The organism is Streptomyces sp. NPDC053431 (assembly GCF_044544925.1).
GTDB lineage: Bacteria > Actinomycetota > Actinomycetes > Streptomycetales > Streptomycetaceae > Streptomyces.
Genome location: NZ_JBITXX010000014.1, coordinates 61,934 through 87,279, shown reverse-complemented (window position 1 = coordinate 87,279; position 25,346 = coordinate 61,934). Strand labels below are relative to the sequence as shown.

The following is a 25,346-nucleotide window of genomic DNA, read 5'->3' as shown; positions in this document are numbered from 1 at the left end:
TGGCTGTGGTGACGTTCGCGCAGGCGCAGGAGCGCGCCGAGGAGTGGATCAACGGCGATGTGCCGGCGTATCTGCACCGTGAGGTGCGGGTGCGGGAGTTCGGGCTGGGTTTCGTGGTCTGGGCGGAGGACCGGGAGGAGGCGCCGACTCCGGACGGGGACCGGTTGCGTCTGGTGATCGCGCGGGACAGCGGTGAGGCGACGTTGTGGCCGGGGCTGCCGGTGGGTGAGGTGATCCGCCGTTACGAGGAGGAGTACGGGGCTGTGGCGGAGGCGGCTGCTCCGGTTCCGGCGCAGGCGGCGGCCCGTATCGATCTGAATCAGACGTCCTTCCTGCTGAGTCCGCCGGAGTGGTTGCAGGAGGCGGCGGACAAGATCGGTCTGCCGCCGGTGGAGTCGAACGCGTCGCAGGCGTCGGCGTCGGCTTCGGCGGAGGGTGCGTCGCCGACGCCGGCGGCTGGTGTGTCGCCGGTGGCGCCGGCCGTGGGGGCGTCGGGCCCGGGGTCCGTCCCGGCGGCTGCCGGGGTGTCGGGTGCGGAGTCCGTTCCGCCCACGGGGGACGTGGGCCCGGTTTCGCCGGCGGCCGGGGTGCCGGGTATCGGTTCTTCGGTGCCGGAGCCGGTGTCGACCGGTGCCGGTTCTTCGGCGCAGGAGGTCGTGTCGGCGTCGGTGGCCGAGTCGGTGCCGGAGTCCGTTTCAGAGTCCGTCTCGGAGTCCGTGTCGTCCGGGGCCGGTGCCGCCGGAGCCGGTGCCGCCGGGGCGGAGGTCCCGGGTGGCGCGGTGGCCGAGAGCGGTTCCTCCGCCGGCGGCGCGGGCCTCGGCGCCTCGGCCGAGGCGCCGGCGTCGGCCTCGCCGTGGGCGGCCGCCGCCGACCCTGCCCCCTCCGCGCCTGCCGCCTCGGCTCGCGCCGCCGAGGCGCCGGCTCATGAGCCCACCGCCAACGACGGTGTTCCGGCGCAGAGTCCGTGGGCGGACGCCAACGCCAGCGTGGGTGGGGCCGACGGGGCCGTGCCGTTGCCGGCCACCGTGTTCGCACCGCCGCTGTCGGGGGCGGACGACGAGGACGCGCCGCCGCCGTCGGTGGGGCCGGACGCGCCCACCGCGCTGATGAAGGGCGGGAGCGCGCTGCCGGCGACGGCGATCGCGCCGCGTCTGAACACGGACGGGTCGTTCGGGCAGGGCGTTCCGCAGACGCCGCCTCCGCCGCCGGGCGTGCCCGCTTCCGCGGGTGACATCGCCGATGCCGCGACGAGCAAGGCCACGCCGCCGCCCGCCGGGGGCTATGTGCGGACGCAGTTGGTGTCGCAGCTGCCCGACGGTCCGCCGGCCCCGCCGGGGCCTGCCGGGCCGCCGACCCCGCCCGGTCCTTCGGCGCCTCCTGGTCCTCCCGGACCTCCGGCGCCGACGCCTCCGCCCGCCGTGCACCAGGCGGCGACGATGCTGGCGCATCCGAGCCAGGGTGGGCCGGGTGCGCCGCTGCCGCCGCCTCCGCCGCCGGGTGTGCCGGGTGGTGCCACGCCTGCGGGTGGGGTGGAGCATGCGGCGACGATGCTGGCGCATCCGAGCCAGGGTGGGCCGGGTACGCCGCTGCCGCCGCCTCCGCCGCCGGGTGTGCCCGGTGGCGGTACGCCGCCGGCCGGTGTGGCGCACGCGGCGACGATGCTGGCGCAGCCCGGTCCGGCCGGGCCGCCCCCGCCGCCCGGTCCGGCGCCCGCGCCCGTACAGGGGCAGGCGCCCGCGTACGGGTACCCGCAGCCGCAGCCGACCGGGGTGCCGACCGTCGGTCCCGGCTATCAGGCCGTGCTGCGGTACCGCGCGCCCGACGGTTCGGAGCAGCAGATCATCCGCCGTTCGGCGCCGGGCACGCCGCATCCGGAGTGGCAGATCCTGCACGAGCTGCGCGCGATGAACGTGCCGCCGCAGCAGGTGCTGGAGCTGCACACGGAGTTGGAGTCGTGCGAGCTGCCGGGTGGCTACTGCGCGCGGATGATCCGGGAGACCTGGCCGCAGGCGCGGATCACCAACATCGCGCCGTACGGGCGGGATCACGCGGGCCGTCAGCAGGGGATGCGTCAGCTGCTCACGCATCAGGGTGAGTTGCATCAGGTCGCGGACGGCCCGGCGCGGCCCGCGCCGGTGCGGGCGCCGCTGCCGCAGGTGCAGCCGGCGCCGCCGCTGCCGCCGGACGGGGTGGCGCAGGAGCTGGCCGGGGCGTTCGGTCCGGGCATCCTGCGCTTCGACCAGCGTGCGGTGTCCCGGCAGGGCGTGCCGGAGCTGGTGGCGGTCACGCTGATGTGGGCGGGGCTGCCGGCGGACTTCGGGCCGTTCTTCTGGGCGCAGCCGGCGCTGCCCGTGGTGCCGACGCTCGCGGAGCTGGCGGCGCAGCGGCAGGTACAGCCGGCGCCGGACGCGAGTTCGTACCTGGTGCTCGGCTCGGACTTCGGCCGGGCGATCTGTGTCCAGTACGGGACGGCGAACATCGTGGCCGTGCCGGTGGAGGCGGGTCCGGGCGGGCAGTCGGTGCCGCCGCAGTTCGTGAACACCGGTCTGCCGGAGTTCGTGCGCTGCCTGGCGCTGCTCGGGCGGATGTGGCGGCTGCGGTTCGGGCTGAACCCGGAGCAGGCGGGGCGCTGGACGGGCGATTTCCAGGCGCAGTTGGCGATGCTGGATCCGGCCGCGCTGTCCTCGCCGGAGAACTGGTGGTCGGTGCTGCTCGAGCAGATGTGGGACGGTCTGCTCTAGTCGTACGGGCGGGTCGTGCAAGCGCCATGTGACCAAAGGCGCTCGATGTGTGTTCACGTCGGGCGCCTTTTGTCCGTTCTCATGACGCATCCTTGTTGTTTGAGGACATAAGGATTCGAAGGGGCGTCAGGGATGAGTTTCTCCGTCGGACGCGGGCGCGGGTACCGCCCCGAGCAGGTCGACCGCCACCTCGCCGCGCTCACCGCGGAGCGCGACGAAGCGTGGGAGCGGGCGGGGGATCTGACCGTCCTGGCCGAGGAGCTGGCGGACGAGGCCGCCCGGCTGCGCGAGACGGTCGCCGGCCTCGCCCCGCAGCGCTACGAGTCCCTCGGCGAGGCCGCGCGGAAGATCCTGGAACTCGCCGAGCAGGAGGACGAGCGGCTGGTACGCACCGCCGAGGCGGAGGCGCAGACCCTCGTGGAGGAGGCCGAGGCGGCGGGCCGCGAGGCCGGGGAAGCGGCCCGGGCCTACGCGGAGGGCGTCCGGTCGGCCGCCGAGGCGGCGGCCCGCGCGGGCCTGGCCGAGGCCGGGGCGCGGGCCGAGGAGCTGGACACGATCGCCCGCCGCGACGCGGAGGGCGTCACCGAGGCGGCGCGCGCGTACTACGAGGAGACCGAGCGGCGGGCGGCGGCGCTCCTCGCCGAACAGCGCGAGGAGCAGCGGGCCGTACGGGAGGAGACCGAGCGCGCGGCCGACGCGGCGGCCGCCGAGCTGGACGCCCGCCACCGGGAGCAGATCGCGGCGGCGGAGGCCCGGCTGGCGGAGGCCCAGAAGGCCCTGGCGCGGACCGAGGAGGCGGCCCGGCACGGCCAGGAGGACGCGCAGGCGCGGGCGGACGAACTGCTCGCGGAGGCCCGTCTGCGGCAGGAGCGGATCGAACGCGAGACGGACCGGGTGCTGCGCGAGCACGGCGAGGCCCGCGACGAGATCCACTCCCACATGGAACACATCCGCTCCTCCCTCGCCGCCCTCACCGGCCGCGTCACCGGACAGGAGCCGGCGGCCCCGGCGGAGGGCGCCGGGGCCGCGGAGGAGCCCGACGACTCCGACGCCGCCTAGGGCACGCCCGCCGGACGCGGCCGAGGGCGCGCCCGACAGACCCTGCTCGGAGCGCGCCCGACAGACCCTGCTCGGAGCGCGCCCGACAGACACTGCTCAGGGCTCGCCCGAACAGACCCCGCTCAGAGGGCGCCCGTCAGACCCCACCCAGGGCGCGCCGGACAGATGTCCCCGGGGGCGCGCCCGTCAGGAGCGCGTGGCCCGGTTCGCAGGCCCGGGGGAGCGCCGCCACCCGTGGGCGGGGCGGGGGCCGGGGCGGGGCCGGTCGTGATGTCTGTCGTGCGGCGTGCGGGGTAGCCGCCCCGCAGGCCACTCAGACACTCAGGCGTACCGGGCCGGCGCGCAGGGAGCGCCCGGCGCACCCGGCACGCGATCGCAAGGAGGCGAGCCATGACCACACCCGAGCGCGGCAGCAGCAAGTCCGGCCCCCGCCTCGACGACGCCCGCAAGAAGGAGGTCGAGGGCGAGGTCAGGTCCGGCCACCCCACCCGGGCGCAGGACTGGCACAACCCCGAGCCCCCGGCCGACGCCCCGCCCTACGAGCGCGGCGCGGACCAGGAGGACGAGGAGAAGGAGCGGTGACGATGCCCGAGAACACCTCGCAGGCACCGGCACCGGAACCGGCGGCGCCGTCGGACGGGGAAGGGCGTGGCGACGAGGTCTACCAGCCGGCCGGCTCCGACGCGGCCAACCGGCCGAGCGGGCCGTACGACCCCGAGAACGCGCTGCCCGCCGAGACCACGGAGGACCCGGAGGAGCCGGGGTACTCCCCGCCCGACCGGCCCCGGGCCGTCACCGGCCACGGCACGACCGTGCGGGAGGCCCACGAGGGCGCGTCCCTCGACGACCGCCTCGCCGAGGAGCGCCCGGACGCCGACGCCGGGGCGCGGGCGGACGACGACGGAGTCGGCGACCTGCCCGGCGGCGAGGGCGAGCCCCTGGACCAGGAGGCCGGCGCCCAGCGCGCCGGACGCCTCGTCAGGCCGTCGGACCTGCCGGCGTCCGGCAGCGTCACCGCGACGGACGTGGGCCCGGACGACGGCACCGCGCCCGCCGAGGAGGCCGCCGTCCACCGCGACACCGGCATCGACGAAGCGGGCTGAGGCGGTCGCGGCCGGCGTCGCGAGCCGGCCTGGCCCCGCAAGGCACGCTCTAAGGCGTGGAGTCCGGCCGAGCCGGAGCGCTCGGCCGGCGCTCCTCGCGCCGCTCCTGCTCCTGCTCCTGCCCCTTCGGCTTCTCCCGCTCCTCACGCCCCTCCGGCTCCTCAAGCCCCACCTGCTTCTCCCGCTCCTCACGCCCCTCCGGCTCCCCCCGCCCCACCTGCTCCCCCTGCTTCCCACGCCCCACCTGCTCCTCCCGCTCCTCGTCCTCCTCGTGCTCCTTCAGCACCGGGAAGCGGCGCGGCGCGACCGTGAGCAGGACGACGAGGGCGAGGGCGGCGGCGCCGGCCGCGCCCAGGTAGACGTAGTCGACCGCCGCGTCGACCGCGCGGCGCAGCTGGTCGGCGACCGGGTCGGTCAGGGCGCCCGGCGTCTCCAGGGCGCGCACCAGACCGTCCAGGTCGCCCTCGCCGCCCACCCGCGCGGCCAGGACGCCGTTGGCGATCGCCCCGAACAGCGCGGCGCCGACGCTCTGTCCGACCTGCCGGACGAACAGCACCGAGGCGGTCGTGGTGCCTCGTTCCTCGTACGGGACGGTCGACTGGACCCCGACGATCAGCGGCAGCTGGACGAAGCCCAGAGCGCCGCCGAGCAGCAGCATCAGCAGCGCCGGCTGCCACGGCTCGCCCGGGAACGGCAGCAGCGGGAACGCGAGCAGCACGAGGAGCGCGACACCCATGCCGAGCAGGGCCGTCTGCCGGAAGCCGACGCGGGTGTAGACCCGGTTGGAGAGGGCGGCGGTGACCGGCCAGCTCAGGGTCATGGCGGACAGTACGAAACCGGCCGCGACGGGGCCGAGGCCGAGGACGGCCTGGGCGTACGTGGGCAGGAAGACGGTCGGCGCGACCATGAGCAGGCCGAGCGCGCCCAGCGCCAGGTTGACGGCGGCGATGGTGCGGCGGCGCCACACCCAGCCGGGGATGATCGGCTCGGCGGCCCGCCGCTCGATGACGGCCGTGACGCCGGCGAGCACCACCGCCCCGCCGAACAGACCGAGCGACGGCGCCGACAGCCAGGGCCAGGCGACGCCGCCCTGCACGAGCGCGGTCAGGAGGAGGGTGCCGGAGGCGAAGATCCCGAGTGCCCCGGCCCAGTCGACGGAGACCCGCCCGCCCTTGCGGCCACCGGCGGCCGCCTCGTCCCGCGGAGGGCGGCCCGGCTCCACCAGATACCGCCCGATGAGCCACAGGGCCGCCGCGCCCACCGGCAGGTTGACCAGGAAGATCCAGCGCCAGTCCGCGTAGCCGGCCAGCAGGCCGCCCGCCGCCGGGCCCGCGACGGCGGAGGTGGCCCAGACCGAGGAGAGGCGGGCCTGGATGCGGGGGCGTTCCTTCAGGGGGTAGAGGTCGGCGGCGATCGTCTGGACGGTGCCCTGGAGGGCGCCGCCGCCCAGGCCCTGGACCACGCGGAAGGCGATGAGCGAGGCCATGTTCCAGGCCGAGGCGCACAGCACGGAGCCGAGGAGGAAGAGCACGACGCCCGCGACGAGCACCGGCTTGCGGCCGAAGGTGTCGCTGAGCTTCCCGTACACCGGGAGGGTCACGGTCACGGCGAGCAGATAGCCGGAGAACAGCCAGGAGAAGACCGAGAGGCCGCCCAGGTCGCCCACGATCTGCGGGACGGCGGTGGAGACGACCGTGCCGTCGAGCGCGGCCAGCGCCATGCCCAGCATGAGCGCGGCGACGACCGGGCCGCGCCGCGTGGCGTCCGGCCGCGGCGGTGCCGCGGCCTCTCTCGTGGTCGCCTCGGACACTCCCGGCCCCTCTCCCCGCCCCGCGCCATGACGGATGCTTCGTACATCTAAGTGCGCCCGGGTCAGCGTCTCACCCGTACCCAGGGTGGAGGAACCCCTAGGGGGCTCTCCCCCATACAGCCCAGGGGCGGTTCGTCCCGGCGGAGGACGAGGCGGAGGCCCCGCCGTCCTTAGCTTGGTCCTACGGAAAACCCCAGGGCGAAGAGTGCGCCTGGCACCAGTGCCACGGCCCCCGTCCCCGACCAGACTCGAAGGCGCCGCCACAGCGCCACCGACACGCGCAGCGCCACCGACACGCCTGCGGGCGTGCGGAAGACGTAGCAGAAGATCCCACTCATAGGAGACATACCGTGACTTCGGCTGTGACCATCCCCAGGCACGGGGGTACGGGAGGACATCCGGCCGTCGCCGCGCGGGCGCGACAGGTCGTCAAGGCGTACGGCTCCGGGGAGACCCGGGTCGTCGCGCTCGACCACGTCGACGTGGACATCGCCCGCGGTCGTTTCACCGCCATCATGGGGCCCTCCGGCTCCGGCAAGTCCACGCTCATGCACTGCCTCGCCGGGCTCGACACCGTCAGCGGCGGCCAGATCTACCTCGACGAGACCGAGATCACCGCGCTGAAGGACAAGAAGCTCACCCAACTGCGGCGCGACCGCATCGGGTTCATCTTCCAGGCCTTCAACCTGCTGCCCACGCTCAACGCGCTGGAGAACATCACGCTGCCGATGGACATCGCCGGCCGCAAGCCGGACGCGGCCTGGCTGCGGCGGGTCGTCGAGACCGTCGGCCTGGGCGAGCGGCTGAAGCACCGGCCCACCCAGCTGTCCGGCGGCCAGCAGCAGCGCGTCGCCGTGGCCCGCGCGCTCGCCGCCCGCCCCGAGATCATCTTCGGCGACGAGCCGACCGGAAACCTCGACTCCCGCGCCGGGGCCGAAGTGCTCGGCTTCCTGCGCCAGTCCGTCGACGAACTCGGCCAGACCATCGTCATGGTCACCCACGACCCGGTCGCCGCCTCCTACGCCGACCGTGTCCTCTACCTGGCCGACGGCCGGATCGTCGACGAGATGCACGCGCCGACCGCCGACCAGGTCCTCGACCGCATGAAGGACTTCGACGCCCGCGGGCGGACCTCATGACCGTGCTCAAGACCTCGCTGCGCAACTTCCTCGCGCACAAGGGCCGCATGGCGCTCTCCGCCGTCGCCGTCCTCCTGTCCGTCGCCTTCGTCAGCGGCACCCTGGTGTTCAGCGACACCATGAACACCACCTTCGACAAGCTCTTCGCCTCCACCGCCTCCGACGTCACCGTCAGTCCCAAGGACGCCGCCCGGAACGACGAGACCCCGCAGAGCGGCCGCCCCGCGACGCTGCCCGCGTCCCTGGTCGAGCAGGTCAAGGGCGTCAAGGGCGCCCGTAACGTCCGCGGCGCCGTCGTCTCGATGTCCGTCACCGTCGTCGACTCCCGCGACGAGAACGTCGGCCCGACCTCCGGCGCCCCGACCATCGCCGGCGACTGGTCGCCGAACGAGCTGCGCTCGGTCGAGATCGCCTCCGGCCACGAGCCGCGCGGCCCCACCGAGGTCCTCGTCGACGAGGCCACCGCCGACAAGCACCACCTGAAGATCGGCGACGAGCTGCGCACCATCGCCGTCACCGGCGACTTCACCGCGCGGATCTCCGGCATCGCCGCGTTCAAGGTCACCAACCCCGGCGCCACCGTCCTCTGGTACGACACCGCCACCGCGCAGCGGGAACTCCTCGGCAGGGAAGGCCTGTTCACCCAGATCACCGCCGACGCCGCGCCCGGCGTCAGCGACGAGACCCTGAAGGCGGACGTCGCCGCGAAGGTCGGCGCCGGCTACACACTGCAGACCGCCGCCGAGGCCGCCGACGCCGGCCGCGAGGACGTCGCCGGCTTCCTCGACGTCATGAAGTACGCGATGCTCGGCTTCGCCGGGATCGCCTTCCTCGTCGGCATCTTCCTCATCGTCAACACCTTCTCCATGCTGGTCGCCCAGCGCACCCGCGAGATCGGCCTCATGCGGGCCATCGGGTCGAGCCGCCGCCAGATCAACCGCTCCGTCCTCGTCGAGGCGCTGCTGCTCGGCGTCGTCGGCTCGGCCGCCGGTGTCGCGGCGGGCGTCGGCCTCGCCGTCGGCCTGATGAAGATCATGACGTCGATGGGGATGCAGCTGTCGACCGAGGACCTCACCGTCCGCTGGACCACCCCCGTCGTCGGCCTCGTCCTCGGCGTCGTCGTCACCGTCGTCGCCGCCTTCGTGCCCGCCCGCCGGGCCGGCAAGGTCTCCCCGATGGCCGCCCTGCGCGACGCCGGCACCCCCGCCGACGGCAAGGCCGGAGCCGTGCGCGGCGGGATCGGACTGCTCCTGACCGCGGCCGGCGCGGGCGCGCTGTGGACCGCCACCCAGGCCGAGAAGGCGGGCGCCGGATCGCTCTGGCTCGGCCTCGGCGTCGTCCTCAGCCTCCTCGGCTTCGTCGTCGTCGGACCGCTGCTCGCCGGCCTGCTCGTCCGGGTCCTCGGCGCCGTCGTCCTGCGGGTCTTCGGTCCCGTCGGCCGCATGGCCGAACGCAACGCGCTGCGCAACCCGCGCCGTACCGGCGCCACCGGCGCCGCCCTGATGATCGGCCTCGCGCTCGTCGCCTGCCTGTCGGTGGTCGGCTCCTCGATGGTCGCCTCGGCGACCGAGGAACTCGACCGCTCCGTCGGCGCCGACTTCATCGTGCGGTCCACCAACGGGCAGCCGATCGTGCCGCAGGCGCAGGCCGCGGTCGAGAAGGCCGCCGGCCTGGACCACGTCACCGAGTACAAGTGGCTCGAGGCCACCGTCACCGACCCGCACGGCAAGGCCCGGAAGACCGGCCTCGTCGCCGCCGACCCCTCCTACGCGCAGGACGTGCGCCGCGACACCACGGCCGGCGCGCTGCCCGACGCGTACGGGCCGGAGGCCATGTCCGTGGGCAGCGACTACGCCACCGAGCACGGGGTCAGGGTCGGCGACCGCCTCACCGTCGCCTTCCAGGGCGGCCGGCAGGCCACGCTGCGGGTCGCGGCGATCACCTCCGACGACAACAACATCGACAAGGGCGTGATGTACACGAACATCACGACGGCCGAGCGGTACGTGCCGGCGGAGAAGATGCCCAAGAGCATGATCGTCTTCGGTACGGCGAAGGACGGCCAGGAGACCGCCGCCTACCAGGCCCTCAAGGACGCCCTGAAGCCGTACCCGCAGTACAAGGTCGCCGACCAGGCCGACTACAAGAAGGACCTGCAGGACCAGGTCGGCCAGCTCCTGAACATCGTGTACGGGCTGCTCGCGCTCGCCATCGTCGTCGCGGTCCTGGGCGTCGTGAACACCCTCGCCCTGTCGGTCGTCGAGCGCACCCGCGAGATCGGGCTCATGCGCGCCATCGGCCTCTCACGCCGCCAGCTGCGCCGCATGATCCGGCTGGAGTCCGTCGTCATCGCCCTCTTCGGCGCCCTCCTCGGCCTCGGCCTGGGGCTGGGCTGGGGCACCGCCGCCCAGAAGCTCCTCGCGCTGGAGGGCCTGGGGGTCCTGGAGATCCCCTGGCCGACGATCGTCGCGGTCTTCGTGGGCTCGGCCTTCGTGGGCCTGTTCGCGGCCCTGATCCCGGCGTGGCGCGCGGGCCGGATGAACGTGCTGAACGCGATCGCGAGCGAATAGCGGCCGCGGGAGCGCGAACGGGGGAGGGCCGGGCCCGGCGGTGCGTTCCGCGGGGCCCGGCCCGCTGCGCGGAGGCCGGGGCGGGCGTCCGCCGAAGCCCGCTCACGCTCCAGGCCGAGCGTGCGGCGCCCACGAACGGGTGATCGTCACCGCCTCGTCGTAGGCTGGAGGCCCCGGCCCGTGACACGTGTCGGGCCGTTCGCGTTGCCCACCTCGCCGGGATGGACCCTCCATGAGCCTGCACGGTCTGCTGGACGTCGTCGTCAAGGACGCCGCACTCACCGAGGCGGTCAAGGCCGCCACGGACGGCCATCGCCACCACGTCGACCTCGTCGGCCCCCCGGCGGCCCGTCCCTTCGCCGTCGCCGCCCTCGCCCGCGAGGCGGGGCGCCCGGTGCTCGCGGTCACCGCCACCGGCCGCGAGGCCGAGGACCTGGCCGCCGCCCTGCGTTCCCTCCTCGACCCGGACACGGTCGTCGAGTACCCGTCCTGGGAGACGCTGCCGCACGAGCGCCTCTCCCCGCGTTCCGACACCGTCGGCCGCCGTCTCGCCGTCCTGCGGCGACTGGCCCACCCCCGCGACGACGACCCCGCCGCCGGCCCCGTCAGCGTCGTCGTCGCGCCCATCCGCTCCGTGCTCCAGCCGCAGGTCAAGGGCCTCGGCGACCTGGAGCCGGTGGCGCTCAGGAGCGGCCAGACCGCCGACCTGGAGGAGATCGTGGCGGGCCTCGCGGCCGCCGCGTACTCCCGCGTCGAGCTCGTCGAGAAGCGCGGCGAGTTCGCCGTCCGCGGCGGCATCCTGGACGTCTTCCCGCCGACCGAGGAGCACCCCCTCCGGATCGAGTTCTGGGGCGACGACGTCGAGGAGATCCGCTACTTCAAGGTCGCCGACCAGCGGTCCCTGGAGGTCGCCGAGCACGGCCTGTGGGCACCGCCCTGCCGCGAGCTGCTGCTGACCGACGACGTCCGGCAGCGGGCCGCCGCGCTCGCCGAGCGGCACCCGGAACTCGGCGAGCTGCTCGACAAGATCGCCGAGGGCATCGCCGTGGAGGGCATGGAGTCCCTCGCCCCTGTCCTCGTCGACGACATGGAGCTGCTGCTCGACGTCCTGCCCAAGGGGTCGATGGCCGTCGTGTGCGACCCGGAGCGGGTCCGGACCAGGGCCGCGGACCTGGTGGCGACCAGCCAGGAGTTCCTGCAGGCCTCCTGGGCCGCCACCGCCGGCGGCGGGGAGGCCCCGATCGACGTCGGCGCCGCCTCCCTGTGGGGGATCGCGGACGTACGGGACCGGGCGCGCGAGCTCGGCATGATGTGGTGGTCCGTGTCGCCGTTCGCGGCGGACGAGACGGCCGACGCCGACACCCTCAAGCTCGGCATGCACGCCCCCGAGTCGTACCGCGGCGACACCGCCCGCGCGCTGGCCGACACCAAGGGCTGGCTCGCCGACGGCTGGCGCACGGTGTACGTGACGGAGGCGCACGGCCCGGCCTCCCGCACCGTCGAGGTGCTCGGCGGCGAGGGCATCGCGGCCCGTCTCGACGCCGACCTGGCCGACATCTCCCCGTCCGTCGTGCACGTCGCGTGCGGCGCGATCGACTACGGCTTCGTCGACCCGGCGCTCAAGCTCGCCGTGCTCACGGAGACCGACCTGTCCGGGCAGAAGGCCGCCGGCAAGGACGGCCAGCGGATGCCGGCCAAGCGGCGCAAGACGATCGACCCGCTGACCCTGGAGGCCGGCGACTACATCGTCCACGAGCAGCACGGCGTCGGCCGCTACATCGAGATGGTGCAGCGCACCGTGCAGGGCGCCACCCGCGAGTACCTGCTCGTCGAGTACGCCCCCGCCAAGCGCGGCCAGCCCGGCGACCGGCTCTACATCCCCACCGACCAGCTGGAGCAGGTCACCAAGTACGTGGGCGGCGAGGCCCCGACCCTGCACCGGCTCGGCGGCGCCGACTGGACGAAGACGAAGGCGCGCGCGAAGAAGGCGGTCAAGGAGATCGCCGCCGACCTGATCAAGCTGTACAGCGCCCGGATGGCAGCCCCCGGCCACGCCTTCGCCCCCGACACCCCCTGGCAGCGGGAGCTGGAGGACGCCTTCCCGTACGCGGAGACGCCCGACCAGCTGTCGACGATCGCCGAGGTGAAGGAGGACATGGAGAAGACGGTCCCCATGGACCGTCTGATCTGCGGCGACGTCGGCTACGGCAAGACGGAGATCGCGGTCCGGGCGGCCTTCAAGGCGGTCCAGGACGGCAAGCAGGTCGCCGTGCTCGTGCCGACGACGCTGCTGGTGCAGCAGCACTTCGGCACGTTCTCCGAGCGCTACGGCCAGTTCCCGGTGAACGTCCGCGCCCTGTCCCGTTTCCAGACGGACAGCGAGGCGAAGGCGACGCTGGAGGGCCTGAAGGACGGCTCGGTCGACGTCGTCATCGGCACCCACCGCCTGTTCTCCTCCGAGACGAAGTTCAAGGACCTGGGCCTGGTCATCGTCGACGAGGAGCAGCGCTTCGGCGTCGAGCACAAGGAGCAGCTGAAGAAGCTCCGCGCCAACGTGGACGTCCTGACGATGTCCGCGACCCCGATCCCGCGCACGCTGGAGATGGCGGTCACCGGCATCCGTGAGATGTCGACGATCACCACCCCGCCGGAGGAGCGGCACCCGGTCCTCACCTTCGTCGGCCCGTACGAGGAGAAGCAGATCGGCGCGGCCATCCGCCGCGAACTGCTGCGCGAAGGCCAGGTCTTCTACATCCACAACCGCGTCGAGTCCATCGACCGGGCGGCGGCCCGGCTGCGCGAGATCGTCCCCGAGGCGCGGATCGCCACCGCCCACGGCCAGATGTCGGAGCAGGCCCTGGAGCAGGTCGTCGTCGACTTCTGGGAGAAGAAGTTCGACGTCCTCGTCTCGACGACGATCGTCGAGTCCGGCATCGACATCTCCAACGCCAACACCCTGATCGTGGAGCGCGGCGACAACTTCGGCCTCTCGCAGCTCCACCAGCTGCGCGGCCGCGTCGGCCGAGGCCGCGAGCGGGGGTACGCGTACTTCCTGTACCCCCCGGAGAAGCCGCTGACGGAGACCGCCCACGAGCGCCTCGCCACCATCGCCCAGCACACCGAGATGGGCGCGGGCATGTACGTGGCGATGAAGGACCTGGAGATCCGCGGCGCGGGCAACCTGCTCGGCGGCGAGCAGTCCGGCCACATCGCGGGCGTCGGCTTCGACCTGTACGTGCGGATGGTGGGCGAGGCCGTCGCGGACTACCGGGCCTCCCTGGAAGGCGGCGTCGAGGAGGAGCCGCCGCTGGAGGTCAAGATCGAGCTGCCGGTCGACGCGCACGTCCCGCACGACTACGCCCCCGGCGAGCGGCTGCGCCTGCAGGCGTACCGCGCCATCGCCTCCGCGAACTCGGAGGAGGACGTCAAGGCCGTGCGCGAGGAGCTCACCGACCGCTACGGCAAGCTGCCGGAACCGGTCGAGAACCTGCTCCTGGTGGCCGGCCTCCGCATGCTGGCCCGCGCCTGCGGCGTCGGCGAGATCGTCCTCCAGGGCCCCAACATCCGCTTCGCCCCGGTGGAGTTGCGCGAGTCCCAGGAACTGCGCCTGAAGCGCCTCTACCCGCGCACGGTCATCAAGCCGGCCGTCCACCAGATCCTGGTGCCCCGCCCGACGACGGGGAAGATCGGCGGGAAGCCGGTGGTGGGCCGCGAACTGCTGGCGTGGACCGGCGAGTTCCTGGCGGAGATCCTCGGATCCTGAACCGCCCCGCACCCCGCGCCGTCGAAGGGCGCGGGGTGCGGGGCGGGAGCGGCCGGGTGCGGACCGACCGGGTGCGGCCGGGTGGGACCGGGTACGGGTCGGGTGCGGCGCGCAAGGCGTTGCCGGGCGGCGGCGGTGTGCCGCGCGAGGCTCTAGAGCTCGTCGAGGTCGAGCGCCTCGGCCATCGCCCGGTAGCCCGCGTCGCCCGGGTGGATGTGGTCGCCGGAGTCGTAGGCCGGGAGGATGCGGTCGGGGTCGGCGGGGTCGGCGACGGCGCGGTCGAGGTCGACCACGGTGTCGTACGCGCCCGAGGTGCGCACCCACGCGTTGAAGGCCTCCCGCTTGGCCTCGTTCTCCGGGGTGTCGTAGAAGGAGCCCTTGATCGGGGTGAGGGTCGCGCCGACGACCTTCAGGCCGTGGGCGTGCGCCTGGCGGATGAGGGTGCGGTGGCCCTCGATGAGCCGGTTCACCGAGACCTCGGGGGTCGGGCCGCCCGGGAAGGCGGGGCCGCTGCCGCCGAAGTCGTTGATGCCCTCCAGCAGGATCACGGTGCCGACGCCCTTCTCCGTCAGCACGTCCTTGCGGAAGCGCACGACGCCCGCCTCGCCCGCCCAGGTGGTGTCGTTGGTGACCTCGTTGCCGCCGATGCCGTGGTTGAGGACGGCGCGCGGGCGGCCGGTGGCGGCGAGGCGCTCGGCGAGCTCGTCGGGGTAGCGGTTGTCGGCGTCGGTGGTGGAGCCGACGCCGTCGGTGATGGAGTCGCCGAAGGCGACGATCCCGTCCCGCCGGGCGCCGCGCGGGCCGCCGGAGACCTCGACGCCGGACAGGTAGTACCAGGACGTGCCGGTCTCGGTGAACGCGGCGCCCGAGGTGTCGGCCCGGTGGTCGCCGGACGCCCGGTAGCTCGTGGCGGAGGCCATGTGGTGGAAGGTCGCCGGGCCGGTCGGGCCGGCCAGGTAGAGGGTCACGGTGACCGACTCCAGCGCCCGGGTGCGGAACGGCACGCCGTCGCTGAGCAGGGTGCCGCCGGCCGGCACGGTGACGGAGCCGCGGCCCCCGAAGGTGAGCGCGCGGACCGAACCGGGCTCGACGGCCCCGCCCTCGGCGGTCCGGGCGACCGTCGCGCCGGTCACGCGCAGCGGGGTCGACCCGTAACGGTTGGTCAGTTCGATCCGCGCCCTGGCGCCGCCCGCGGTGACCCGCACGATCTGCCGGACGGTCTGGTTCTCGAAGCCCTGCTGCGACCAGTTGGCCCCGAAGGGCGCGGTCGGCGCCTGCGGCGACGCGGCCCACACGCCGCGCCAGGCACCGGAGGCGGCGGGCGAGGCCGTGGCGGCGGTCGCGGTGGCGCCGGTCGCGCTGTCGGCCGTGGCGGCGGTGGCCGGGACGGTGGCGAGGGTCAGGGTGGCGAGCAGGGCGATGCCCGCTCGCCGGAGTGTGCTGGTGCCGGTGGTCATGTCGCTGTCGCTTCCCCGTTGTCGTCAGTGCGTACGAAGGTGATCAAGCTCGTACTGACTTCAACTATTCCCGTGGTGGGCTGGGAAGTTGGCGATGCGTCAGGGCGCGGGGGCGGAACGATCCGTTCCGGCCGAGCCGCCCGCGGCGTCGGCGCTCTCCGTCCCGCCGGCGCTCTTCACTCCGTCCGCGCTCTCCGTCCCGCCCGCGCTCTCCGCTCCCTCCGCGCCGAACATCAGGCCGGTGAGGGAGTGGAAGAACTCGCCCGGCTCGCGGCCGGTCAGCGGGTCGTCCAGGTTGTGGGTGAGCAGCAGGGTCGCGAAGCCGTGGGCCAGGGACCAGGCGGCGATGCCCGTGGTGCGCGGGTCGGCGGTGGTGCCCGCCAGGCCGGTGACGCCCGCGCGGAGCTCGGCGGAGGCCCGTTCCTTGGCGGCGAGCAGTTCGGGGGCGTCGGCGCGGTGCAGGTCGGGCTGGAACATCACCTGGAAGTGGGCCGGGTGGGCGGCGGCGAAGCGGACGTACCGCACTCCGCGTTCCCGCAGGTCGGGGGCGTCGGCGAGGGCCTCCGCGAGCAGCTCGTAGCCCTGCGCGGCGATCGCGGTGAGCAGGCCGGTGCGGTCCTTGAAGTGGTGCGCGGGTGCCGCGTGCGAGACGCCCGCGCGACGGGCGAGGTCGCGCAGGCTCAGCGCGCCCGGGCCCTCGGTCGCGATGACGTCGAGAGCGGCGCCGAGCACGGCCTGCCGCAGGTCTCCGTGGTGGTAGGCGCGCCGACTGGTGCCAGTGGTCATGGACAGCAGCGTACGCGGAATCTAGGCATTGACAAGTTCGGGTGGCGGGGGCAATCTAGTCACTGACAAGATGAGCTGAGCGAGAAGCCGGTGCGACCGACCGGGGCCTGGGCCCCGTGGCCCCGGCGGGACCTGGGGAGGCAGTCATGACCGTGGAGACCCTGAGCGTGGAGCCCGGCCGCGTCCGTCAGATGTGGCACCTGCTCGAACCCCTGCACTCCGTCCTCTACTACGCCCCCGAGGCCTTCGAGGAGGCCGCCGCCCTCGGCTACGACGTCGACGAGCGCTGGCCGAGCTACTTCGCCTGGCGTGCCGCCGCGCTCGGCCCCGTCGGCGCCGAGCGGGTCGCCTCCGCCTTCTACAGCTTCAGCCCCGCCAAGGTGGCCCTTCACGTGCCGGCCGCCTGGGCCGTCGCCGCCCCCGCCGAGGTGCTCGCCGCCCGGCTCCGCGCCGCCGACCGCACGTACCGGAGGCTCCTCGGCGAGGACGTCCTCGCGAGCCCCGAGCTCGCCGAGGCCGCCGCCCTCGCCCGGCGCGCCGCGGAGGCCGCCTCGACCGCCGGGCGCCCGCTGGCCGCCGCCCACGCCGAAGTGCCCTGGTCCGACGTCCCCCACCTGGTCCTCTGGCAGGCCGCCACGATCCTGCGTGAGCACCGGGGCGACGGGCACCTCGTCGCCCTCCTCGCCGCCGGGCTCGACCCGGTCGAGTCCCTCGTCTCCTTCGCCGCGGTCGGCGCCGCCGCCGAGACCACCTTCGCCAGCCGGGGCTGGAGCGCGGACGACTGGGCCGCCGCCCGCGAACGCCTCGCCGCCCGCGGCCTGGTCCACCCCGACGGCACCGCCACCGAGGCCGGTCAGGCCCTGCGCGCCGAGGTCGAACGGCGTACGGACGAGCTCGCCGCCGGCCCCTGGGCCGCCGTCGGCCCGGAGGCCACGACCCGCCTCGCGGACCTGCTGGGCGGCCCGTGGCTCACGATCGTGGGCTCGGGTCTGCTGCCGAGCGAGAACACGCTGGGGATCGGCAAGGTCTGAGCCGGGTGCGGGTGCGGGTGCGGGTGCCGGTGGGGGTGCGGGTGCCGGTGGGGGTGCCGGTGGGGGCGGGGGTGCCCCTGCCGGTGCCGGTGTCGGTGCCCGTGCCCGTGCCGGCGGGCGTGGGGCCGAGGGGAGCGGGGGCGTGGGCCGCGCGGGGTGGGGGTGCGACGCGGCGGAAGGAAAATCGTTTCGTCTCGCTCTCGGCCCGCCCTTAGGCTCGCCGTCATGGAGCTGCGCATCACGACCCTCGCCGAACGTCCCGAGCTGGAGGGGCGAATGTGGGGCATGAAGGACCTCTGGCCGGAGTACATGATGTACGACCCGGTCGGCTGGGCGAACATGGGCCGCATCGTCACCGAGTTCCCGGAGTACGTCCTCGTCGCCACCGAGGTCACCGCCGACGGTGCCGACGACGGCGCCGAGGAGGACGTCGTCGCCCGCGGCTTCAGCGTGCCCTTCGAGCTCGGGGCCGAGGGCCGCGGCGAACTGCCCGCCACCGGCTGGGACCAGGTCCTGCTCTGGGCCTTCTCCGACCTCCGGCACGGCCGTACGCCCGACACCGTCAGCGCGATCGAGATCACCGTGGCGACGAACGCGCTCGGCCACGGCGTCTCGCACCGCATGCTGGCGGCGATGCGCGCCAACGCCCAGCGCCTCGGCTTCGCCGAGCTGGTCGCCCCCGTGCGCCCCAACGGCAAGCACCTGGAGGCCGCGTCCTCCATCCACGAGTACGCCTTCCGCACCCGCCCGTCGGACGGTCTGCCGCACGACCCGTGGCTGCGCGTCCACGTCCGGGCGGGCGGCACCGTGGAGAAGGTCGCGCCCGCGTCGATGACGGTCAGCGCGTCCGTGGAGCAGTGGCGCGAGTGGACGCGGCTGCCCTTCGACACCGACGGACCCGTCGAGGTCGAGGGCGCCCTGGTGCCCGTGCACTGCGCGGCCTCCCGGGGCTACGCGGTCTACGTCGAGCCGAACGTCTGGGTCCGCCACGCCCTGTGAGCGGACCCCGGTACACGCCGAAGGCGTGAAGGCCACCCCCCTCCGGAGGCCTTCACGCCCTTCGCGTCTTCGGATGCCGGCCGGCCCGTCCGTCCCCCGTACGGACGGGCCGGACCGTCAGCCGAGGCTCTTCTCGTCCACGACGTCCTTCTTCGCCGGCGCCTTCGCCACCACCGGCTTGTCGAAGCCGGAGAGGACGATCGTGCCGGGCTCCTTGCCGCCGGTCGTCACCACCTTCAGGAGGTACGGCTTGCCCTCGGTGGCCACGTAGTACGTGTTCTTCTCGCCGTCCAGGTCCTGCGTGAGCACCAGGGCCTTCTGTCCGCCGACCGTGGTCTCCTCGCCCTGCACCGTGCCGGTCGTGGTCTGCTCGAAGTCGGCGAGGAGGGCCTTCAGGTCGCAGAGGTCGAGCATGTCCTTGGCGTCGGGGTCCTTGGCGTCGGTCTTCACCCAGCGGCCCTTGAGCGCCGTGAGCATGGCCTCCTGGACCTCCGGCGACTCGCCCTTGCCCTGCTCCTTCAGGAACGCCTCGTCGAAGCGGAGGTAGACGGCCTTGTCGGCCGGCCTGACCAGTTCGGCCGTGCCCGTGGTGCCGATCGAGACCGTTCCCGCGCACTGCCCCTGGAGGTCCGTCGCCATGAACGCCTTCGTCGGCCCGTCCTCGGCCGTGAAGGAGACGTCCAGGGTAAGCGACTTCGCCGTCTTCGTGGTGGCGATCGCCTTGTCGACGATCTGCGGCCCGCTGAGGTCCCCGAAGGGGCCGGTGGCCTTCGTCTCGTCGCCGGAGAAGGGGCCGCAGGCGGTCGCGCCGAGCGCGACGGCGGCGCACAGGGCGGCGGCGAACACCGAACGGCGGGCCCGGGTGCGGGTGGCGGCGGGACGCGGCGTGCGGGGGAGGCGGACGGTGGCAGACATGATGGTTGGTTCTCCGAGGGGGATCGGGGTGGTGCGGGGACCGGGGGAGTTGATGGGTGCGGGGTGCGGGGTGCGGGGTGCGGGGTGCGGGGCGCCGGGGGGGCGCCGGGGGTGTCGGGAGCGGTGGGGTGACCGGCCGCGGGCGCGTCAGCCCGTCTTGACCCAGTCGCCGCAGCCCGAGCTCTTGAAGAAGGCGTCCGAGGCGGAGACCTTGACGATCGCCGTACCCGAGATGTTGTCGTTGGCGAGGATGGAGTCCGTGCCGTGGCTCGCGTCCTTCGACCGCTCCCAGTAGCAGCCGTCGTCCTTGTTGCCGGTCGACTTGTACGTGCCGGGGGCGATGTCGACGCCCACCTTGTACATGCCGCCGTCGCCCTTGATCTCCTTCTTCGGGGTGCCGGCGGCCTTTGGGTCCACGGCCTCCCACTTCTCGCAGTCGGAGGACTTGAAGATCTTGTCCGTGGCGGCCACCTGCACGTAACTGGTGCCGCTCACGGTGTCGTTGGCGAGGATGGAGTCGGTCTCGCCCGAGGAGTCCTTGGCGCGCTCCCAGTAGCAGCCGGCGTCCGCGCCGTTTCCGACGGAGCGGTACAGGCCGGGCTTCACGTCCTTGCCGACCTCGAAGTCGCCGTCCCCGCCGATCGTGGCGACCTTCTTCTCGTCGGCCTTCTTGTCCGTCCCCTTCTTCTTCGCCGGCTGCTCCTGGGCGCCGGTCTTGGGGGACTCGCTGCCGGCGCCGGTGCCGCAGGCGCTCACCGCCGAGCCGATCACGACGACGGCGACGACCGCGCCGAGCACCTTGTGGCGGGCGAGGCGGTGGTGCTGCTGCTTCTGCTGACCGTTCGTGATCCGAGACATGGCTGGGGCACCTTTCGGGCTGCTGTGAACTCCGATTGCGATGGGTCAATCACAGCAGAGCCTGTGAACCGAGTCAACACGGTTCACAGAAAACAGATCGGCTCACGCTGTGAAGTGGTGCGCGAGGCGTTCGCGCGTAAGATCGGCGTCACATCGGAGCCAGGGGACGGGAGACGGGCACGTGTCGGAGAGCGCAGCTGAGGTGACCGCCGCGGGCATCGCCCGCCTCGCGGGAGTCGGCCGGGCGGCCGTGAGCAACTGGCGCCGCCGACACGCCGACTTCCCCAAGCCGGTCGGCGGGACGGAGACGAGCCCGTCCTTCGCCCTCGCCGACGTGGAGTCCTGGCTGCGCGTCCAGGGCAAGCTCGCCGAGGTCCCGCTCCGCGAGCGCGTCTGGCAGGAGGTCGTCGGTCACCCCGCCGGTCCCGTCACCGCCCTCGTCCACGCGGGCAGCGCCCTCCTCCTCGTACGGGCCCGGGCGGCGGCCTGGCCCGCGCTCGCGACCGCGCCCGACGAGCGGCTCGCGGAACTGCTGCCGGTGCCGCTGGAGGAGACGCTGACCGAGCGCTTCGGTGTCGAGCGCGCGGTCCGCACCCCCACGGCCGGTGAACTCGCGCCCTCCGTGCCGCTGGTGCGCGGGGTCGCGGAGCTCGCCGCCGGGGCGAGCCCCCGCGAGGCCTTCGACTTCCTGCTCGGCCGCCACCTCGACGCCAACCCGCGCCAGTACACGCTCACTCCGGCCGGCCCGGCCGCCCTCATGGCCGCCCTCGCGGGGCCGGCGGCCACCGTCCTCGACCCGGCCTGCGGCACCGGCGCCCTGCTGACGGCGGCGGCAGCGGCGACCGCGGAGCCGGACACCCCCACCGTCACGGCCCTGCACGGCCAGGACGCCGACCCCGACCTGGCCGCGCTCACCGCCCTGCGCCTCGCGCTCGGCACCGCCACCGCCGTCGACGTCCGCGTCCTGTCCGGCGACACCCTGCGCGCCGACGCGTCCCCCACCCTCACCGCCGACGCCGTGCTGTGCCATCCGCCGTTCAACGAGCGCAACTGGGGCCACGACGAGCTGGCCTACGACCCGCGCTGGGAGTACGGCTTCCCGGCCCGCACGGAGTCCGAGCTGGCCTGGGTCCAGCACTGCCTGGCCCGGCTGCGCCCCGGCGGCACCGCCGTCCTCCTCATGCCGCCCGCCGCCGCCTCCCGCCGCTCCGGCCGCCGCATCCGCGCCGACCTGCTGCGCCGCGGCGCCCTGCGGGCCGTCGTCGCCCTGCCGGCCGGCGCGGCACCCCCGTACGGCATCCCGCTGCACCTGTGGGTGCTGCGCAGGCCCGTCCCGGGCGAGCGCCCGGCGGCCGAGCTGCTGCTCGTCGACACCGCGTCCGAGGCGACGGCGGCGGCCGGCGGCGGCCGGGACCGGCTCGACTGGCCGGCCGTCGAAACCGCCGTCCTGGGCGCCTGGCGGCCCTTCGACCGGGACGGCACCCTCGGCGAGACGCCCGGGGAGAGCCGGGCCGTCCCGGTCATCGATCTCCTCGACGACGACGTCGACCTGGCCCCCGCCCGGCATCTGCCGCCGCCCGCCGCCGCCGAAGGCGCGGCCCAGCTGACCGGGGTGCGCACCCGCCTCACGGAGACCCTGCGCCGCACCCGCGAGCTGACCCCGCCGCCCGCCGCCGACACCGGGGCCGCGCCGGGCACCGTCCGCTGGCCCGCGACGACCGTCGGCGAACTCGCCCGCGCCGGCGCCCTCACCCTGCGCGCGGGCGGGGCGGGAACGGCCGGCGCACACCCGGGGTCCGGGCCGGTCGCCGTCCTCACCGACACCGACGTCCTGGCCGGTCAGGCGCCGTCCGGCACGCTCCCCGAGGCCCCCGCCGACGGCCCGGCCGAGGAGCCGGTGCTGCTCGCCGCCGGTGACGTGGTCGTCCCGGTGCTCGGCGGCGGCTCGGTCGCCCGGGTCGTCGACGCGACGACGGCCGGCGCCGCCCTCGGCCGGAACGTGCACCTGCTGCGCCCCGACCCGGCGGCCCTCGACCCCTGGTTCCTGGCCGGCTTCCTGCGCGCCACCGCGAACAAGCGCAAGGCCAGCTCGTACGCCTCCACCGCGACCCGGCTCGACGTGCGCCGTCTCCAGCTGCCGCGGCTGCCGCTCGTCGAACAGCGGCGCTACGGCGCCCGGTTCCGCGCCCTGGCGGAGTTCGAGGAGGCGCTGCGGCTCGCGGGGCGGCTCGGCGAGCAGCTGGTGCAGGGGATGTACGACGGCCTGGCGGACGGCACCGTGGAGCCCTGAAGGTCTCGGTCCGGAGAACCCTGAGGTGCCTGTCGCAGCGGGTGTATACGCTCATCCCCGACAGAACCCTCGCAGGACGATCCGGGAGCAGCAATGTACGGCCACGGCTATCCCCAGCCCACGCCACCGCCGCGCGGCGTCCCGGCGAACGTCATCGTGCTGAGGGTGGTCTTCGCGGTGCTCCCGTTGCTCAGCTGCGGGCTCCTGACCTGGGTGACGGCGCTGCGCATCGGTCTGCTGACCCGCCGGGTGGCCGACTGGGTGCTGCTCGCCGTCTCGGTGGCGGTCGTGATCGCCGGCATGGTCCTGATGCCCGACGACCCGGAGACGACCCAGGCCGACTGGGCCGTGGGGATCGTCCTCCTCAACGCGGTCGCGTTCACGGCGTACTTCCTCGTCGTGGACATCCGTCACGGCCGCACGGGGATCAGCGGCCAGGTGCCGCCGCCGTACAACCCGTACGCGGCGACGGTGCCGCAGCAGCCCGGCTACGGCTACCCGCCGCAGTCCCAGACGCAGCCGCAGCCGCAGCCGCAGCCGCAGCCGCAGCCGCAGCCGCAGATGCAGCCGCAGCCCCCGCAGGTCGCGCCGCAGCAGCCGCCGGTGGCCAACCCCCGCATCGACCAGGTACGCGCCGAGCTCGACGAGCTCAGCCACCTGCTCCGCAAGGACCCCCGGGAAGGCGGGCAGTGAACGGACGCGTCATCGGCGGTCGTTACGAGCTGTCCACGCTCATCGGACAGGGCGGCATGGGCCAGGTCTGGACCGCCTACGACGGCCGGCTCGACCGGCGCGTGGCCGTCAAGCTGCTCAGTCCCGTCACCATCAGCGGCCCGGCCACGGCCGCGGAGGAGCTCCGGCGCCGCTTCGTGCGCGAGTGCCGGGTGACCGCCCAGGTCGACCATCCCGGCCTCGTCACGGTCCACGACGCGGGCAGCGACGGCGACGAGCTGTATCTGGTCATGCAGTACGTGGAAGGCGCCGACCTCGCCGACCACCTGGCCGAGCAGGACCCGTATCCGTGGCCGTGGGCGGTGTCCGTGGCCGCCCAGCTGTGCGCCGTGCTCGCGGCCGTGCACGCGGTGCCGATCGTGCACCGCGACCTCAAGCCGCGCAATGTGATGGTCCGCCCCGACGGCACCGTCACCGTGCTCGACCTGGGCATCGCGTCCGTCCTGGACACCGACACCGACACCACCCGCCTGACCCACACCGGCTCGCCCATCGGCACCCCGGCGTACATGGCGCCCGAGCAGGCCATGGGCGGCGTCGTCGGCCCGTACACCGACCTGTACGCGCTCGGCGTGCTGCTGCACGAACTCCTCAGCGGCAACGTGCCGTTCGCGGGCACCACGGCGCTCGGCGTGCTGCACCGGCATCTGTACGAGCCGCCCGTCCCGGTCCGCCGGCTGCGCCCCGAGGTGCCCGAGGCCCTCGAAGCGCTCGTGCTGCGCCTGCTCGCGAAGGACCCGCAGGCACGTCCGTCGGGCGCGCAGGAGGTGTACGAGGCGCTGCTGCCGCTGCTGCCGCCGCGCGGCGCGCCGGGTCCCTCGGGTCCGCTCGACCCGACCCGTCCCTTCCGGCGGCCGAACGCGCCCTGGCCCGACCGGGCGGTGCAGGTCGCCGCGCCCCCGCCGCCGGCGCACGCCCCGGCCAAGCCGGACGTGGCGGCGGCCGTCGACGAGGTGAAGCGGCTGCTCGCCGAAGGCTCGATCACCCGGGCCGTGGACATCCTCGGCGGCATCCTCCCGGCGGCGGCCGCCGAGCACGGCGAGCGGTCTCCGGTCGTCCGCATCCTGCGCAAGCAGTACGCGACGACCCTGCTGGACGACGGCCAGTACCGCCGCGCCCTGCCCGAACTGCGCCGCCTCGCCGAGGACCGCGCGGCGGAGGCGGGCCCGGCCGATCCGCAGACCCTGCAGTTCCGCTACGACGCGGCGCTGTGCCTGGAGCAGCTCGGCGACCCGGCCGCCGCGCTCACCGAGTACCGCGCGCTCCTGCCGTACTACGCGCAGGACGGCAACGACCCGGAGCGCCGGTCGCGCGCCTTCGACATCCGGCACCGGATCGGTCTGTTGCTGCTCGCGAAGGGGGAGCACGCGGCGGGCCAGGCCGAGTTGAGCGGGCTTCTGTTCGACGTGGAACGGAATTACGGCCCCTATCACCCGCTTGCGGCTGATTTGCGGCGGGCTTTGCAGCGTCAGCAGCAGATGGGGCGCGGATTCTGACGGGGCGGCAGGATCACGAGTCCGTATCCGATTGACGAACGGAAGGAAGACGTCCGATTTGGTCGTTTCGTGCTGTGTAACGTGCGCGTTTGATCGTGTCCACGCCTCCCCGTTCGAGGAACCCTTCATGACCACGCCTCAGCCTGCCGACCCGTTCGCCGCTGCCCCGGGTGCGCCCGCGCCGGCCCCCGCGCCCGAGAAGAAGGGCGGCGCGCTGAAGAAGATCGGCGGCTTCGTCGTCCTGCTGATCGTGGCCGTGGCCGTGAAGGTCGGCCTCCCGTACCTCACCGGCGACGCCCCCGTGCGCGCGAAGGCCGGCGACTGCATCACCATGAGCGGCCCCGAGAACGACCCCAAGGTGGACACCGCGGACTGCTCCTCGGGCAAGCCCGACCTGTTCAAGGTCGTCAAGGTCGTCGACAACACCTTCGACGTCAACCAGTGCCAGGAAGTGAGCGAGCAGGCGCTCGCCCAGCAGCTGGACGCCGACAAGTTCGTGCTCTGCGTGAACCCGGTCAAGAAGTAACCGCGCGCTGCGCAGCCGAAGGGGGCCGGTCCACAGGGACCGGCCCCCTTTCGTGTTCGGCGTCCGCCGCG

General features: G+C 74.1%; 17 protein-coding genes and 1 pseudogene. 13 read left to right on the top strand and 5 right to left on the bottom strand.

All coding sequences use genetic code 11. The features are described from left to right. Positions 1-5 precede the first annotated feature (5 nt). From ACIGXE_RS28030 to ACIGXE_RS28015, 4 genes are all read left to right on the top strand, one after another. Complete coding sequence (locus ACIGXE_RS28030; RefSeq protein ID WP_399751654.1) at positions 6-2,741, top strand: SUKH-4 family immunity protein; 2,736 nt, start codon at positions 6-8, stop codon at positions 2,739-2,741. A 132-nt stretch (positions 2,742-2,873) separates the two neighbouring features. After that, positions 2,874-3,800, top strand: coding sequence for a cellulose-binding protein (locus tag ACIGXE_RS28025; protein ID WP_399751653.1), 927 nt, complete (start codon positions 2,874-2,876; stop codon positions 3,798-3,800). A 390-nt stretch (positions 3,801-4,190) separates the two neighbouring features. After that, positions 4,191-4,382 (top strand): hypothetical protein, encoded by a 192-nt coding sequence (locus ACIGXE_RS28020; protein ID WP_399751652.1) that lies wholly within the window; start codon positions 4,191-4,193, stop codon positions 4,380-4,382. Between the two features lie 2 nt (positions 4,383-4,384). Next, positions 4,385-4,903 carry a DUF5709 domain-containing protein gene (locus tag ACIGXE_RS28015; RefSeq protein WP_399751651.1) on the top strand — a complete coding sequence of 173 codons (519 nt, stop codon included), beginning with the start codon at positions 4,385-4,387 and terminating at the stop codon, positions 4,901-4,903. 49 nt (positions 4,904-4,952) lie between these two features. Here the strand turns inward: ACIGXE_RS28015 and ACIGXE_RS28010 are convergent, their stop codons facing one another. Then, complete coding sequence (locus ACIGXE_RS28010; RefSeq protein WP_399751650.1) at positions 4,953-6,713, bottom strand: MFS transporter; 1,761 nt, start codon at positions 6,711-6,713, stop codon at positions 4,953-4,955. Positions 6,714-7,063: 350 nt separating this feature from the next. On the opposite strand from ACIGXE_RS28010, the gene ACIGXE_RS28005 reads away from it, so the two are divergent. From ACIGXE_RS28005 to mfd, 3 genes are all read left to right on the top strand, one after another. Next, entirely contained in the window at positions 7,064-7,852 is a 789-nt protein-coding gene (locus ACIGXE_RS28005; RefSeq protein WP_399751649.1) for an ABC transporter ATP-binding protein, read from the top strand. Then, entirely contained in the window at positions 7,849-10,422 is a 2,574-nt protein-coding gene (locus ACIGXE_RS28000; protein ID WP_399751648.1) for an ABC transporter permease, read from the top strand. The genes ACIGXE_RS28005 and ACIGXE_RS28000 overlap by 4 nt, the downstream gene beginning before the upstream one ends. Before the next feature lie 232 nt (positions 10,423-10,654). Further along, a complete protein-coding gene (gene mfd, locus ACIGXE_RS27995) occupies positions 10,655-14,185 on the top strand; it encodes a transcription-repair coupling factor (RefSeq protein WP_399751647.1) in 3,531 nt (1,176 codons plus the stop codon). 152 nt (positions 14,186-14,337) lie between these two features. On the opposite strand, the gene ACIGXE_RS27990 is transcribed toward mfd, so the two are convergent. Beyond that, on the bottom strand, positions 14,338-15,642 hold the full coding sequence (locus ACIGXE_RS27990; protein WP_399751646.1) for an SGNH/GDSL hydrolase family protein: 1,305 nt from the start codon (positions 15,640-15,642) through the stop codon (positions 14,338-14,340). A 228-nt stretch (positions 15,643-15,870) separates the two neighbouring features. Further along, positions 15,871-16,428, bottom strand: a pseudogene (locus ACIGXE_RS27985) (TetR/AcrR family transcriptional regulator); the annotation flags it as partial. 146 nt (positions 16,429-16,574) lie between these two features. On the opposite strand from ACIGXE_RS27985, the gene ACIGXE_RS27980 reads away from it, so the two are divergent. Both ACIGXE_RS27980 and ACIGXE_RS27975 read left to right on the top strand, forming a co-directional pair. After that, positions 16,575-17,459 (top strand): hypothetical protein, encoded by an 885-nt coding sequence (locus ACIGXE_RS27980; RefSeq protein ID WP_399751645.1) that lies wholly within the window; start codon positions 16,575-16,577, stop codon positions 17,457-17,459. 225 nt (positions 17,460-17,684) lie between these two features. Next, a complete protein-coding gene (locus ACIGXE_RS27975) occupies positions 17,685-18,458 on the top strand; it encodes an N-acetyltransferase (RefSeq protein WP_399751644.1) in 774 nt (257 codons plus the stop codon). Between the two features lie 117 nt (positions 18,459-18,575). Here ACIGXE_RS27975 and ACIGXE_RS27970 read toward each other — a convergent pair whose 3' ends face one another. Further along, positions 18,576-19,373, bottom strand: a complete 798-nt coding sequence (locus ACIGXE_RS27970) for a hypothetical protein (RefSeq protein ID WP_399751643.1) — start codon at positions 19,371-19,373, stop codon at positions 18,576-18,578. A 147-nt stretch (positions 19,374-19,520) separates the two neighbouring features. After that, entirely contained in the window at positions 19,521-20,231 is a 711-nt protein-coding gene (locus tag ACIGXE_RS27965) for a hypothetical protein (RefSeq protein ID WP_399751642.1), read from the bottom strand. Between the two features lie 181 nt (positions 20,232-20,412). Between ACIGXE_RS27965 and ACIGXE_RS27960 the strand changes: the two genes are divergently transcribed. From ACIGXE_RS27960 to ACIGXE_RS27945, 4 genes are all read left to right on the top strand, one after another. Beyond that, positions 20,413-22,521, top strand: a complete 2,109-nt coding sequence (locus ACIGXE_RS27960) for an N-6 DNA methylase (RefSeq protein ID WP_399751641.1) — start codon at positions 20,413-20,415, stop codon at positions 22,519-22,521. A 93-nt stretch (positions 22,522-22,614) separates the two neighbouring features. Next, the gene (locus ACIGXE_RS27955) at positions 22,615-23,214 is read left to right on the top strand and encodes a hypothetical protein (protein ID WP_399751640.1); all 600 of its coding nucleotides are present in this window, start codon (positions 22,615-22,617) and stop codon (positions 23,212-23,214) included. Then, positions 23,211-24,749 carry a protein kinase gene (locus ACIGXE_RS27950; protein WP_399751639.1) on the top strand — a complete coding sequence of 513 codons (1,539 nt, stop codon included), beginning with the start codon at positions 23,211-23,213 and terminating at the stop codon, positions 24,747-24,749. Before ACIGXE_RS27955 ends, ACIGXE_RS27950 begins: the two co-directional genes overlap by 4 nt. A 127-nt stretch (positions 24,750-24,876) precedes the next feature. Next, positions 24,877-25,275: a hypothetical protein gene (locus ACIGXE_RS27945; protein ID WP_399751638.1), complete on the top strand. Its 399-nt coding sequence runs from the start codon at positions 24,877-24,879 to the stop codon at positions 25,273-25,275. The last annotated feature ends 71 nt before the right edge of the window (positions 25,276-25,346 follow it).

Excerpts from the sequence above, each read along its gene's own strand:
- ACIGXE_RS28020 (WP_399751652.1), top strand. The coding sequence starts at position 4,191 with ATGACCACACCCGAGCGCGGCAGCAGCAAGTCCGGCCCCCGCCTCGAC.
- ACIGXE_RS27975 (WP_399751644.1), top strand. The coding sequence starts at position 17,685 with ATGGAGCTGCGCATCACGACCCTCGCCGAACGTCCCGAGCTGGAGGGG.
- ACIGXE_RS27970 (WP_399751643.1), bottom strand. The coding sequence starts at position 19,373 with ATGTCTGCCACCGTCCGCCTCCCCCGCACGCCGCGTCCCGCCGCCACC.
- mfd (WP_399751647.1), top strand. The coding sequence starts at position 10,655 with ATGAGCCTGCACGGTCTGCTGGACGTCGTCGTCAAGGACGCCGCACTC.
- ACIGXE_RS27990 (WP_399751646.1), bottom strand. The coding sequence starts at position 15,642 with ATGACCACCGGCACCAGCACACTCCGGCGAGCGGGCATCGCCCTGCTC.
- ACIGXE_RS27965 (WP_399751642.1), bottom strand. The coding sequence starts at position 20,231 with ATGTCTCGGATCACGAACGGTCAGCAGAAGCAGCAGCACCACCGCCTC.
- ACIGXE_RS27945 (WP_399751638.1), top strand. The coding sequence starts at position 24,877 with ATGACCACGCCTCAGCCTGCCGACCCGTTCGCCGCTGCCCCGGGTGCG.
- ACIGXE_RS27980 (WP_399751645.1), top strand. The coding sequence starts at position 16,575 with ATGACCGTGGAGACCCTGAGCGTGGAGCCCGGCCGCGTCCGTCAGATG.
- ACIGXE_RS27955 (WP_399751640.1), top strand. The coding sequence starts at position 22,615 with ATGTACGGCCACGGCTATCCCCAGCCCACGCCACCGCCGCGCGGCGTC.
- ACIGXE_RS28025 (WP_399751653.1), top strand. The coding sequence starts at position 2,874 with ATGAGTTTCTCCGTCGGACGCGGGCGCGGGTACCGCCCCGAGCAGGTC.
- ACIGXE_RS28000 (WP_399751648.1), top strand. The coding sequence starts at position 7,849 with ATGACCGTGCTCAAGACCTCGCTGCGCAACTTCCTCGCGCACAAGGGC.
- ACIGXE_RS28015 (WP_399751651.1), top strand. The coding sequence starts at position 4,385 with ATGCCCGAGAACACCTCGCAGGCACCGGCACCGGAACCGGCGGCGCCG.